This window comes from Dactylosporangium sp. NPDC049742 (assembly GCF_040674675.1).
Lineage (GTDB): Bacteria > Actinomycetota > Actinomycetes > Mycobacteriales > Micromonosporaceae > Dactylosporangium > Dactylosporangium maewongense.
Genome location: NZ_JBFANF010000035.1, coordinates 92,934 through 106,010 on the forward strand (window position 1 = coordinate 92,934; position 13,077 = coordinate 106,010).

The following is a 13,077-nucleotide window of genomic DNA, read 5'->3' on the forward strand; positions in this document are numbered from 1 at the left end:
CGTTTGACGGCTGGCGTTGACGGTGGCGTTGACGGCGGCGCCGTCAGCCGAACGCGCGGATGGTCCGGTCGCCGACGACCAGGAGGCGGCCGGAGGCGAGCATGAGCTCGGCGGACGTGTCGTCGTAGGCGGCGAGCCGCAGCCGCCGCACCACGGCACCGTCGGCGGCGCGCAGCACGACGATCTCCGTGAACTCCGACGACGGCGTGAAGTTGCCGTGCTTCACCGCGGCGTACACGTGCCCGCCGCCGCTGACCAGCGCGGCGTGCAGCGCGTTGTACTGATAGCCCGGCAGCGCCAGGGGAGTGGCCCAGGCGGCGGCGCCCGAGGCGGGGTCGTAACGGCGGACGGTGCCGGTGAGGCCGTAGCCGAACAGGGCGCCGCCGCCGGCGGACAGGCCGTCGACCCACTCGTCGCCGGCGGGGGTGCCGCGACACCAGCGGACGGCGCCGGTCGCCGGGGCGAGCGAGCACAGCGCCTCGGCGCCGGCACCGGAGGCGAGCAGCGACCCGCGGTGCCCGACGAGCGAGAATCCGGGCCGCATGCGGGTCCAGAGCCGGAGCCCGGTCCTCAGGTTGAACGCGAACAGCAGGCTCGCCCCGCCGCTGCCGTCGCCGGTGCCGCGGACCGGGCCGTAGGCGCCCTGCACGACGACGTCGCCCACCACCGCCGGCGCGCCGGCCGCGTCGCCGCCCACCGCGCCCGACCAGGCCAGGGTGCCGTTGCGGACGCGGTACGCGCGCAGATGGAACCCGGTGCACAGCTCGCGGCACTTCGGTCCGCTGGTGACCAGGACGTGCCCGCCCGCGACGGTGAAGGGCAGGATCGCCCCGTCGTCGGGCAGCGGCACCTCCCACCGTTTCGCGCCGTCGCGGGTGTACGACGCGAGCCGGCTGCGCGTGCCGTCGGCCTCGAGGCTGCGCACGAACAGGGCGCCGTCGACGTCGGCGAGCTGCAGCGGGCGGCGGCCGGCGAGCCGGCCCAGGACGGTGACGGCGCCGGTGCGCACGTCGACGCGGCGCAGCGCGCCCTTGCCGTAGGCGACGGTGACCTTGCCGCCGGCGACGGCCGCGCCGCCGACGGTGTCGTCGCCGCCGGCCTGCCGCTGCCACACCTGCCGCCGCACGTCGAGGCCGCCGGTGCCGCTCTGGTAGTTGTCGTTGGCGGCGCCGCCGCCGTGCTGCGGCCAGTTGCCCGGGGTCGCCGCCACCGCGGGGTCAGCGAGCAGCGCGCCGGCGACACACACGGCGACGACCGCCGCCATCCTGCTGATCATGGATTCAGCGAACCAGCGGCAGGTTGCAGGACGGTGAGAACGGTCGCACTCCACCCGCCCGTGTGCCCGCGGGCGTCACGGCGTGCGATAGTCGGAGGGTGGCTGCGCGGTAGGCGCGCTGTCCCGGACGAGTCACGTCGTACCCGGCCAGACAAGACGACGTGGTGCCCGGGAGTGTGCCATGCTCGTCCAGATCCTCGGTTCCCTGTGCGTCCTGCTGCCCTTCGTGCTGGTCCAGCTCGGCGTGTGGACGTCCATCTCGCGCCGGTACGTGTGGCTCAACCTCATCGGCTCCACCGCCCTCGCCGTCGAGGCCGCCCTGGGGCACGACTGGGGGTTCCTGCTCCTGGAGGGCGTCTGGGCGCTCGTCTCCCTGCGCTCCCTCTTCACGTCCCGCTCCGGTCACACCGCCGCGCCGGCCCCGGACGCCGGCCGCACCTGACGCGTCGTGCAACCTTTGCCGGCGGTGCGCCCGTCGTACGAGGGACGACGAGGAGGCGCCGCATGCGACAGCCGGACCAGGAGGACTTCCGTGCGTTCGTCACCGCCCGCATGGACCGGTGGCGGCGCACGGCGTTCCTGCTCTGCCAGGACTGGCACGGCGCCGACGACCTCGTCTCGATCATGCTGGGCAAGCTGTACCGAAGCTGGCACCGGGTCGCGTCCGCCGACAACCCGGACGCGTACGCGCAGCGGATGCTGACCCGCACCTGGCTCGACGAGCGCCGCCGCCCGTGGGTCCGGGAGCAGCCGCAGGACGTGCTGCCCGACCGCGGCTGGGACCCGCCCGACGGGTTCACCGAACGCGAACGCCTCGGCCGCCTCCTCGCCACCCTCGGCGAGAGCCAGCGCGCGGTCCTCGTCCTGCGGTTCTACCTCGACCACTCCGTCGAACAGACCGCCGAACTGCTCGGCATCTCCCCCGGCACCGTGAAGAGCCAGTCGGCGCGGGCCCTGCAGGCCCTGCGCGACCTGGCCGCCTCGGGGACGGGGGACCAGCGATGACCCACCAGCTCTTCGACGACTTCATCGGCACGCCACCGCCCACCTCCGTCGACCTGGACCGCATCATCGCGACGGAGGAGCGGGCGTCGGCACGGCGCAGGGCGTACACCATCGGCGGCGCGCTCGTGCTGAGCCTGGCCGCCGTCCTCGGTGCCGCGCTGCTGCGCCCCTCCGCGCCCCCGCCGGCGCCGAGCGCCACGCCGCGCGACCGCACCCCCGCCGAGTGGTCGGCGTGGATCGACCGCGAGGTGCACGCGCTCGTGCCGGACCTGCGGTGGCGCTCCCTGCCCGGCGCGACCGGCCCGGCCGCCGCGCCGCGCCTCGAGATCTCCGGTGGCGGCGACGGGGGTGCCGCCACCGGCTTCATCATCGGCGACCGCCCCGGCGTGCTGGAGATCACCGTGACCGCGGGCTCGCCCGCGGACCCGCCGGTGACGGCCAAGGTCCTGTGCGCCGGCGGGCTCGACTGCACCACCAGCAGCTCGGGCACCGACGCCACCTGCGTCGTCCACGCCACCGTGGTCCGCCCGGAGCCCGACGGCTTCTCCAGATTCGCGCAGATCCGCTGCGCCGTCCCCGACCACGGCGCCCGCGTGACGATGCTGGTGTCCAGCGCGCCCGCGGCGTCCCCGGAGGACCTGCCGCTCCCGCCGGATCAGCTCGTCCCGCTCGCCGCCCACCTCGCCGTGGAACTCGCCCCCTGATCCGCCGACTCGCGACGCGACCGTTTGTGGCGGGCCCCACTCGGATGAGTGACGATCGGCCCCGACGCACCGCAGGCGCACCCAGCCACCCCGGCGCAGTCGCCCCGCCCAGCGCCGCCCACAGCCCCGGCTCCCGCGTCCGGCCCGGCGTCCGCTTCTGGGCTGGCTTCCGCGTCCGGGCCCGCGGCGGTGTCCGGGCGGACGGTGCGGGCCGCCGATGGTCCGTTGACCGGCGCGTTCCTGACGATGCCGGCGCTACGTCTGCTGATCGCGGAGACCCTCCGGCCGGGTGCCCTCTCGGCGGTGGTGGACGAGCTGGTCGCCCACCTGCAGCGCCTTCCTGTCCGTCCGAGGGCGGGCCCAGCCACACCTGGCCCGGCTCCCGCCCCGTCGCCCCTTCCCACGCCGTCGCCGCTCCCCGCTCTGCCGCTGTGGGACCTCATCCGCCCAAGCATCGTTGGGGGGCGACAACCTCCGCTTCCCGCAGCCCCTGGCGGACCACCGTCGCCACCGGGAGGCCCACCACAGCCCGGCCTTTCTCCGCAACAGCCCGGCCCAGGTCCGCAACAGCCCAGCCCTGCCGCACAACCGCCCGGAATTCCCCCGCAATCACCTGATGCTCCTGCGCAGCCGCCTGGTGCTCCCGCTCGACCGCCTGAGGCTCCGTCGCAATCGCCTGGTGCTTCTCCACAACAACCTGGTTCTCCTGCGCGACAGCCTGGTGCCGCCCCGCCGGCTGGGGGTGTGCCGCTGCCGTCGTTGCAGGAGGAGCCGCCGGCGTTGCCCGGGGGTGTGCCGCCTCCCTCGTCGCACAGGGCCGCACCGCTCGCGGCCGGAGGTGGGCGGCAGCCGCTCGAGGACCTGCGGGCGTTGCTGCCGGGCGAGCCGGCGGCGCAGCGGGAGGTGCTGCGGGAAGCGGTCGGGTGGCTGGTGGAGCACGTCGACCAGCCGCAGGTCCTCGCGGCCCGGTGTGCGGAGCTCGGGCCGGTCGTGGCGCAGCTCGGGGTGGTGCCGCAGCGGCTGGACAACCTGGCGGTGCTGTTCGTGGACCTGCTGCGGGCCAACCCGCCCGGGGTGCAGGTCCGGCGGGAGCAGGAAGAGGCGTGGGCGACGACCGGGCGGCTCGTGGCGCGGTGGCTCGCGGACGGGGCGGCCGCCGCCGCGCACGAGCCGGTGTCGTGGAGCGCGCCGGTGCTCGCGCACGAGCGGCGCGGGCAGGTCGGCGCGGAGCTGCGGGTGCGGACGTACCTGCCGTATCCGTGCCTGCCCGGGCAGCTCGCGGTCGTCGAGTCGGTGCTGCTGCCGGGGCGCTGGCGGCACTGCTGGGCCGTGCCCGACCCGGCCGCGGGCAACGTCGTGGAGCTGCACGTCGTCCCGCACGGCATCGATCCGGTCGGGGCGGCGCTCGTCGAACGGACCACCGCCGGCGACGTGTTGCGGTTGCGGCCGGTGTACGGGCCGCCCGCCGCCGACCCGACGTCGGCCCGGCCGCTGCTCGTCGTCGCGGGGCGGGACGCGGTGGCGCCGGTACGGGCGCTGCTGGGGATGCTGCGCGCGACGGGGGATCCGCGGGCGGTGACGGTGTTCTGGCCGGCGGCGGTGGAACGGGACCTGTACCGCCTGGCCGAGGTCGCCGCCGAGGGCACCGTCGTGATCCGCGGCCGGTTCCCCGCGGGCCACGACGAGGACTGGACCGGCCACGACGCGTTCGTCGCCGACGAGCCGGCGACGGTCGCGCAGGTGAGGGCCCGGGTCGTGGCCGCCGGCGTGCCCGAGGACCGCGTCCGGGTCGCCGCCGGGTGAGCCGGCGTCACCCGAACGGGTGATACGGGCGGGCGTGCGATGGGCCGTTCGTGCGCGTCGTAGCGTACGAACGGCCCAAAAATGCGAGTTTTGTCAGATTGCTGTCAACCTCATGGTTGTCGTTTAGCTTCGGGTCATCTGCCCTACTTCGTGGAGGTGAGATGGGAATCCGGAAGGGTGTCGCCGTCGCCGTGGCGGCGGGTGTCGTCGCGGCCGGAGCCGCCGTCCATGCCGGGCCGGCGTTCGCGGCCGACTACGGCGTGGTCCGCGGCGTGGTCGCCTTGACCAACAGTGCACGCGCCCGGGCAGGCTGCGGCCCGGTCACGTTGAGCCCGCGGCTGAGCTACGCCGCGTGGCTGCACTCGAGGGACATGGCCGATCGCGGCTACTTCTCCCACGGGTCGCCCCGCGGTAGCGGCCCGGGAAGCAGAGTGGCGTCCGCGGGGTACCGGTGGTCGTCGTACGGCGAGAACATCGCCTGGGGCCAGCGCAGCGCGCGCGAGGTCATGAACGACTGGATGAACAGCCCCGGTCACCGGGCCAACATCCTCAACTGCCGGTTCCGCAACGTCGGGGTCGCGGTCGCGTACGACGGACGCGGCGTGCCCTACTGGACCCAGGACTTCGCCAGTCCGCGCTGAGGGTGGGACGAGCGTTCCCGCGGGCACGACGACCGCCCGCGGGAACCTCGCCGGCCGGCGTCCACTGGACAGCCGGCGGAGAAGCGCATCGCGGATCAGAAAAGTAGCCGGCAACACATGCGGCAGCGGCTCGGCGCGGTCGACCTCAAGGGGCCGCGCACGGAGCCCGGATCGCCTCCACGCGGGTGATCGAATCGAGGCGCGCGAGGTGTCGCGCGCCTATTTTGATCTCGGCCGCGTCGTATTTCGCGATCATTTCACGCAGGCGCGCCGACCGGGAGCGGGGGAGCCGGCGTTCTCCGTGGGAATAGGAATACGCACTTTCCTCCAAACGCCGCCGAATCGTCGTTGAGAAAGCGTTGGGAAAACCATAACAGTCGATCTTGTTTTGGCGGACCGGCAGAATTGGCGCGGGCCGCAAGATTCAGGGCAGGGGCGACGGGCCGCGGGAGATCTTGCGGCATTCAGCCAGTTCACAGCCAGGGTTCACCACGTGTTGCCCGGGTGGGCTGGACAGATCGGGCGCCGGACCGCCTAATGGAATGCACTCCGCCGGACCCGCAGCCCGGCGGCCGCCGGAGCACCCGGGACAACCCTGCCCCACCCCCGCCGTTCATCCAGCCGTCGCCGCTCATCCGGCATTCGCCGAACCGGCAGCAGCGCCCGCACGGCTCGCCGAAGCGCAGTACAACCGAAACCGCCGCCGCACGCGTCACTCAAGTCAACCGCAACACCACCCTGGGTAGCACGCACCCTTGAACGGGAGGCCGCCGTGAACGACATCCTCACCGAGGCAACCGCCGCCGCCTACGTGGCCGCCGCCGGGTTCCGGGTCGGTCCTGTCGGACGCGTCGGCGTCGAACTCGAGTACTGCGTGCGCGACCTGAGTGAGCCGATGCACCGGCCCGAGCCGGAACGCCTCCTGAGCCTGCTCGCCCACCTCGGCAACCCGCTGCCCGGCGGCAGTGGCGTCACGATCGAGCCCGGCGGGCAGCTGGAGCTGTCCTCCGCCGTCGGCGCGTCGATGGCTGACTGCGTCGCCGCGCTCGCCGCCGACCTCGCCCTCGTCCGCGCCGCGCTCGCCGGCCACGGCCTCGTCCTGGACGGCACCGGCCTCGACGACGTGCGGGCGCCGCTGCTCGTCACCGACCACCCGCGGTACGTCGCGCTCGCCGAATACCACGAGCGGTCGGGCCCGAAGGGGCTCGCGGTCATGTGCAACTCCGCCTCGATCCAGGTCTGCCTGGACGCCGGCACCGACGACCCCGACGACTGGGGCCACTACCAGCGCCGGTGGTGGCTCGCCGACGCGATCGGCCCGGTGGTCATGGCCGCGTTCGCGAACTCGCCGCACCGCTCGAAGTCCGGCCGGCGCTGGGTGTCGCACCGGCAGGGGCTGCGCTTCGGCACCGACGCGAGCCGCACCCGCGCGCCGCGCCGCGCCGACGACCCGCGCGCCGCCTGGTCCCGGTACGCCCTCGCCGCCAACGTCGCCATGGTCGCCGGCCCCGGCCGCTGGCACGTGCCGGCCGGGCTGACGATGCGCGCCTGGCTGCGCGGCCACGGCCCCCGGCCCGTCACGCTCGACGACCTCGAGCGGCACCTCGGCACCCTCGTCCCGCCGGTGCGCCCCCGCGGCTACCTGGAGCTGCGGATGATCGACCAGCAGCCCGGCGACGGCTGGGTCGTGCCGGTCGCGGTCGTCACCGCCCTGCTCGACGACCCGCAGGGGGCCGAGGCGGCCGCCGCCGCGACCGAGCCGCTGCGCTCCCCGCTGCGCCGGCACCGCGACTGGGTCGGCGCCGCCCGCGAAGGCCTCGCCGACCCGGCGCTCGCCGCCGCCGCCCTGACCTGTTTCACCGCCGCGGGTGAAGTCCTGCGCCGGCAGGGTGCCCCGCTCGCCGTGCGGGACGCGGTCGCCGAGTTCACCGACCGGTACGTCGCGCGCGGCTCCTGCCCGGGCGAGGACCGCCGCGAGCAGCGCCGCAAGATCCGGGTCGGCGCGGGCGGATGAGCCGCTGGCAGCGCCGGGAAGGGCCCCACCTCCGCCCGCGGGCGCACCGCGGGCGGGTGGCGGAGGGCCGGGCCGGCGCGGACGGATGAGGTCCCGGCATGGGCGGACGAGGCGGTGGCGCGGCACCCCGGGTGTGGTATCAACGGGGTGACGATCCCCAGCGCGCACGCGCGCGACCACACCGAGGAGCCGGACCAGTGCGGGACATCGCCGTGTTCAGTGGCAGCGCCCATCCGGAGCTGGCGGAGGAGATCTGCACGCATCTGGAGGTGCCGCTGCAGCCCGTGCGGGTCGACCGGTTCGCCAACGACTGCCTCGAGGTGCAGCTGCAGGCCAACTGCCGGGAGCGGGACGTGTTCCTCATCCAGCCGCTGGTCCCGCCCGTCCAGGAGCACCTCGTCGAGCTGCTGCTGATGCTCGACGCCGCCCGCGGCGCCTCCGCCGCCCGCACGACCGTCGTCATGTCGCACTACGCCTACGCCCGCTCCGACAAGAAGGACGAGCCGCGCATCTCCATCGGCGGCCGGCTCGTCGCGGACCTGCTCAGCGCCGCGGGCGCGTCCCGGGTGCTGACGCTGACCCTGCACTCGCCGCAGGTGCACGGGTTCTTCAGCGTGCCCGTCGACCACCTGCACGCGCTGCGCGAGCTCGCCACCCACTTCCGCGGCCTCGACCTCACCAACAGCGTGGTCGTCTCGCCCGACCTCGGCAACGCGAAGGTGGCGTCCGCGTTCGCCCGGTTGCTGGGTGTACCGGTGGCCGCCGGCGCCAAGCAGCGCTTCAGCGACGACCGGGTGGTGATCAGCGCCGTCATCGGCGACATCGAAGGCAAGGACGTCATCGTCCTGGACGACGAGATCGCCCGCGGCAGCACCGTCATCGAGCTGATCGACCGGCTCCGCGAGCGCGGCGTCGCCAGCATCCGCGTCGCCTGCACGCACGGCCTCTTCACCGACGGCGCCCTCGACCGGCTCGCCGCCCAGCCCGACGTGCTCGAGATCGTCTGCACCAACAGCGTCCCCATCCCGAAGGAGAAGTGGGTGCCGAAGCTGCGGGTGCTGTCGATCGCGCCCGCGATGGCCGAGGCGATGCGCCGCATCCACAACGGCGAGTCGGTCAGCTCGCTGTTCCACTGACCTCCACATGCGCATGGAACAACCTGTCCTCGGGGTGCTCGGGCCGATGCGGGGCCTGATCGGCGGGCGGCCCGTCGATCTCGGCGGCCCCCGCCAGCGGGCCGTCCTCGCCCGGCTCGTCGTCGCCGGCGGGCACGTCGTGCCGACCGACCGGTTCATCGACGACCTGTGGCAGGGCGTGCCGCCGCCGAAGGCGCTCGCCGCGCTGCAGGTGTACGTGTCGAACCTGCGCCGGGTCCTGGAGCCCGGCCGCCCGCCGCGCACCCCGGCCACCGTGCTCGTGACGGCGGCGCCCGGGTACGCGCTGCACCTGCCCGCGGACGCCGTCGACGCGTGGCGGTTCGAGGCGCTGCTGCGGGAGGGCACCACGGTCGCGGGCGCCGACCCCGCGGGGGCCGACGGGCTGCTGCGGGAGGCGCTCGCCGCGTGGGAGGGTCCGGCGTACGCGGAGTTCGCCGACGAGTCGTGGGCCGTCCCGGAGGCCGGACGCCTGGAGGAGCTGCGGCTGGTCTGCGTGGAGGTCGGCGGGCGGGTCGCGGTGCGGCTCGGCCGGGCGGCGCTGGCGGTGCCGTCGCTGGAGCGGCACGTGTCGGCGCATCCGCTGCGGGAGGAGGCGGTGCACCTGCTCGCGTCGGCGCTGTACGCGGCCGGCCGGCAGGGCGACGCGCTCGCCGTGCTGCGGTCCGCCAGGGACCGGCTGGCGGCGGAGCTCGGGGTCGATCCGGGACCGGCGCTGCGGGCGCTCGAGGCGGACGTCCTCGCGCACGCCCCGCACCTCGACGCCGCTCCGCACGACCAGGCAGCCGTTTCACCCAGGCAGGCGGCTGACACGGCTTCGCGCGGGCCGGCGGGCGGTGCGGCTGAGGAGCTGTCGCCGGTCGGGGCGGGTGTGTCAGGCACGAGCGCCGCAGCACCGGACGGGCCGAGGCGGGAGGAGCCGCTGGGACATTCTCCGTCCGGGCCGTCATCTCAAGCGCATCAGTCCGGGGGGTTACGCCGTACATCTGCCGAAAACGCGAACAGAGGAACGTTCGGGCGTTCGGAGGAGCTGGCCGCGCTCGACCACGTCGCCGGGGAGGTCCTGCGGGACGGGCTGCGGGTCGTGTGGGTCGGCGGGGAGGCGGGAGCGGGGAAGACGACGCTGCTGCGGATGTTCGCGGCGCGGCTCGGGTCCGGCTGGAAGGTCGCGTGGGGCCGGTGCCCCGAGGTCGACGGGGCGCCGCCGGCGTGGGCGTGGAGCGAGGTGCTGGGCGCGCTGCCCGCGGACCGTCCCGACGCGCGGCTGGCTCCGCTGCTGGGCACCGGGGGCGGCGGCGGGCAGTTCGCGCTCGCGCAGGCCGTCGGGGAGCACCTCGCCGGGTTCGGGCCGCTGCTCGTCGTGCTCGACGACGTCCACCGGGCCGACGGCGAGACGCTGCAGGTGCTGCGGCACGTGGCCGTCGCGTTCGCCGACCGGCCGCTGCTGCTGGTCGCCACCCACCGGCCCGGCGAGGCCCGGCCCGACCTCGACCCGGTGCGGGCCGCGCTCGCCGGGCACCGGGCCGTCGACGTCGACCTCGGCGGGCTCGACGCCTCCGCCGGCGCGGCGCTCCTGCAGCACCTCGGCGTGCCGTCCGACGCGGTCGACGACGTCGTCGCGCGCACCGGCGGCAACCCCCTGTTCCTCACCGAGACCGCCCGGCTCGTCTCCGCCGAGGGCGCCGACAGCGCGGTCCGCGCCATCCCGTCGGGCATCGGGCACGTCCTGCGGCGGCGCCTCGCCCGGCTCCCCGCGCCCGCGCAGACCGTGCTGCGGCACGCCGCGGTCCTCGGCCGGGACGTCGACATCGACCTGCTCGTCGCCGCCGACGGCGCGGGTGAGGACGCCGTCCTCGACGGCCTCGAGGCCGGCGTCGTGTCGGGGCTGCTCGAGGAGCCGGCGGCGGGGCGGGTCCGGTTCACGCACGCGCTGCTGCGCGACGTCCTCTACGACGACATGCCGCTGCTGCGGCGGCGCCGCCTGCACGCCCGGGTGCTCGACGTGCTCTCGGCCGCCGCGGAGCCGGACGTCGCCGCGCTCGGGCACCACGCCCTGGCCGCCGCCACGCCCGCGACCGCCGCCGTCGCGGCCGGGTACGCGGCGGACGCCGCCCGGCAGGCCGCGGCGCTGTACGCGCACCGGGAGGCCGCCGGGCTGTTCCGCGGCGCGCTGGACGCCGGTCCGCTGCCGCCCGCGCTGCGCCACGACCTGCTGTGCGGGCTCACGTCGGCGCTCGCCAACGCCGGTGACGTCCTCGCCGCCCGGGCCGCCCGCGCCGAGGCGCTCGCCGCCGCCGCGCTCGCCGACGTGCCGTCGGTGGCGGCGCTGACCGCGTACGACGCCCCGGTCGCCTGGTCGATCCGCGCCGACCGCGCCATCGACACCGCGCTCGTCGCGCAGCTCGAGGCGGCGCTGCTGGCCGGTGCCGCTTCGCCGGGCGGTTCCTCGGTGACGGGTGCCGATGCGGCGGTGCGGTGCCGGTTGCTCGTCGCGCTGGTCTACGAGCTGGAGGGCGACGACCTGGAGCGGTGCGCCGCGGCCAGCGCCGAGGCGCTCACCCTCGCCGGCGACGACCCGCTGCTGCGCTGCCACGCGCTCAACGCCCGCTACTTCGCGGTGCTCAACCCCGCCCGCCGGCACGAGCTCCCCGCCGTCGGCGCCGAGCTGCTCGAGGTCGCGACCGCCGCGGGGCTGGTGCAGTTCCAGGCGCAGGCGCACCACGTGCTGTTCCAGGCCGCCCTCGAACGCAACGACCTCGCCGCCGCCCAGGACCACGTCGACCGCGCCGTCCGGCACGCGACCGCCGGCCAGCTCGGCGTGGCGCTGTCGGTGATGGCGCTGTTCGCCGCGGTGCGCGCCCTCTTCGCCGGTGACCACGCCACCGCCGTACGCCTCTACACGGACCTCACCGCCCGCATCGCCCGGGCCGGCCAGCCGAACGCCGCCCTCGTCGGCGTCGCGGGCGTCTTCTTCGTGCACCTCGCCGCCGGCACGACAGGAGAGCTCCTGCCGATGCTGCAGCCGGTGTACGACCGGCTGCCCGACGCCGTGAACGACCTCATGGTCCGCGCCCTGATCGACGCCGGCCGCGCCGACGAGGCCCGCGCCATCTGGTCGCCCGACACGGCGCCGGTCCGGGAGGACTACTACTGGCTCGCGTGGAACGGGCTGCGCGCCCTGAACGCGGCCGCCCTGCGCTCCGTGCCGCACGCCCGGGCGCTGTACGCGGACCTGCTGCCGTGGGCGGGACAGTTCGTGGGGCTGGCGAGCGGCTCCCTGTCCGGCCCGCCGGTCGACCTGGTCCTCGCCGCCCTGGCCGACGTCCTGGGCGACGCCGGCGCGGCCGCCGGGCACCGTGCGGCCGGCCACGCGCTCGCCGCCGCGACGGGCGCGCTCCCGTGGTGCCCGCCGGCGCCGGGCGCGTCCCCGTGACGTCCGCCGGCGCCGGGCGTCTTGTGATGTCCGCCTTCGTCAGGCGCTGAAGATCACGGCCTCGCGGCGGGCGAAGCCGCGGCGGGTCGCGGCGAGCAGCACCCGGAGCACCGGCCCCGCCATGCGCTTGAGGTCCGCCAACTCGGCCGGGGTGGCGTACCGCTCGATGCGCGGCAGCTCGAACCCCATCTTGCCGCCCTTGCGGACCGCCGCCTCCACCTTGTTCCAGTCGGCGTCGGACACGTACCGATGGATCACCGGGAACAAGGTCCGCTCCTCGTCCTCGATGTGCTCGTCCAGCATGTCCCGCAGCGTGCCCAGCGCCCCCGCGAGCCGCTCCGCCGCGTCCCTGTCCCCGGGCGTGACGGCAAGGGCCCTGGCGTCCCGCCGGATCGCGTCGAGCAGCGGGTCGAGCTGCCGGTGGTCCTCGGTGAGCTCCCGCAGGTCGACCTCCGCCCCGGCGCTGGCCTCGAGGACGGGCCACAACACGTCGTCCTCCGCCTGGTGATGGTGGTGGATCCCGTCGCACAGCGTCTCCAGGTACCCGGCGATCGCCTTGGCCCGCGCGGGCGTGTTCGCCGTCCTGCCGTCCGCCACGTCCCGCAACAACGCCGCGAACCGGCGCGCGTCCCCACGCATCGACCGGTGGTTCACAGTGATCCCGACAAGATTCGGCATGATCCGCTCCTCAGCTCAAGTGCTTCCGGCCTTCAGCACACCGCCTCCCACTTGGCCGCCACTTAACGTCTGGTTACCGCCGGCCCGGCCACCCACCCGCTGGTCGGCGCGCCTCGTCACCCGAACCTCGACCGGTCCTGCCCCTCGCCGCCGCCATCCCTCACGCCAGGCCGCCGTCCTTCTCTCGCGCCCGGCGGTTGGCCTGCCCTTGCGTCTTGGCGGCAGTCACTTCTCGCGTCTGGTGGCAGTCACTTCTCGCGTCTGGTGGCGAGCATCCTCTTTGCCCGGCAGCGGTCACTGCTTGTGCCTGTCCGCGACCATCCCTCGGGCTCGGTGCTCGTCGCCGCACCCCTCTCGCAGACGTTGGTC

The 13,077-nt window shown here is 75.2% G+C and carries 10 protein-coding genes and 1 riboswitch; of the genes, 8 read left to right on the forward strand and 2 right to left on the reverse strand.

The window, feature by feature from the left end; translation table 11 throughout:
• Positions 1-43: 43 nt before the first annotated feature.
• Positions 44-1,276, reverse strand: a complete 1,233-nt coding sequence (locus tag AB0J72_RS34930) for a PQQ-binding-like beta-propeller repeat protein (RefSeq protein WP_363406258.1) — start codon at positions 1,274-1,276, stop codon at positions 44-46.
• Between the two features lie 99 nt (positions 1,277-1,375).
• A riboswitch (guanidine-III (ykkC-III) riboswitch) is annotated at positions 1,376-1,442 on the forward strand.
• A gap of 15 nt (positions 1,443-1,457) precedes the next feature.
• Between AB0J72_RS34930 and AB0J72_RS34935 the strand changes: the two genes are divergently transcribed.
• The 8 genes from AB0J72_RS34935 to AB0J72_RS34970 all read left to right on the forward strand — a co-directional run bounded on the left by AB0J72_RS34935 (position 1,458) and on the right by AB0J72_RS34970 (position 12,030).
• A complete protein-coding gene (locus AB0J72_RS34935) occupies positions 1,458-1,718 on the forward strand; it encodes a hypothetical protein (RefSeq protein ID WP_363406261.1) in 261 nt (86 codons plus the stop codon).
• A gap of 62 nt (positions 1,719-1,780) precedes the next feature.
• Positions 1,781-2,281: a SigE family RNA polymerase sigma factor gene (locus AB0J72_RS34940; protein WP_363406264.1), complete on the forward strand. Its 501-nt coding sequence runs from the start codon at positions 1,781-1,783 to the stop codon at positions 2,279-2,281.
• Positions 2,278-2,985: a hypothetical protein gene (locus AB0J72_RS34945; protein WP_363406267.1), complete on the forward strand. Its 708-nt coding sequence runs from the start codon at positions 2,278-2,280 to the stop codon at positions 2,983-2,985. Before AB0J72_RS34940 ends, AB0J72_RS34945 begins: the two co-directional genes overlap by 4 nt.
• A gap of 744 nt (positions 2,986-3,729) precedes the next feature.
• Complete coding sequence (locus AB0J72_RS34950; RefSeq protein ID WP_363406269.1) at positions 3,730-4,788, forward strand: hypothetical protein; 1,059 nt, start codon at positions 3,730-3,732, stop codon at positions 4,786-4,788.
• Positions 4,789-4,949: 161 nt separating this feature from the next.
• Entirely contained in the window at positions 4,950-5,429 is a 480-nt protein-coding gene (locus AB0J72_RS34955) for a CAP domain-containing protein (RefSeq protein ID WP_354904105.1), read from the forward strand.
• A 772-nt stretch (positions 5,430-6,201) separates the two neighbouring features.
• Positions 6,202-7,443, forward strand: a complete 1,242-nt coding sequence (locus AB0J72_RS34960; protein WP_363406273.1) for a glutamate-cysteine ligase family protein — start codon at positions 6,202-6,204, stop codon at positions 7,441-7,443.
• A 197-nt stretch (positions 7,444-7,640) separates the two neighbouring features.
• Positions 7,641-8,579 (forward strand): ribose-phosphate pyrophosphokinase, encoded by a 939-nt coding sequence (locus AB0J72_RS34965; RefSeq protein WP_363406276.1) that lies wholly within the window; start codon positions 7,641-7,643, stop codon positions 8,577-8,579.
• Positions 8,580-8,592: 13 nt separating this feature from the next.
• Positions 8,593-12,030 (forward strand): BTAD domain-containing putative transcriptional regulator, encoded by a 3,438-nt coding sequence (locus tag AB0J72_RS34970; RefSeq protein ID WP_363406279.1) that lies wholly within the window; start codon positions 8,593-8,595, stop codon positions 12,028-12,030.
• 39 nt (positions 12,031-12,069) lie between these two features.
• Here AB0J72_RS34970 and AB0J72_RS34975 read toward each other — a convergent pair whose 3' ends face one another.
• Positions 12,070-12,708: a hemerythrin domain-containing protein gene (locus AB0J72_RS34975; RefSeq protein WP_363406282.1), complete on the reverse strand. Its 639-nt coding sequence runs from the start codon at positions 12,706-12,708 to the stop codon at positions 12,070-12,072.
• Between the last annotated feature and the right edge of the window lie 369 nt (positions 12,709-13,077).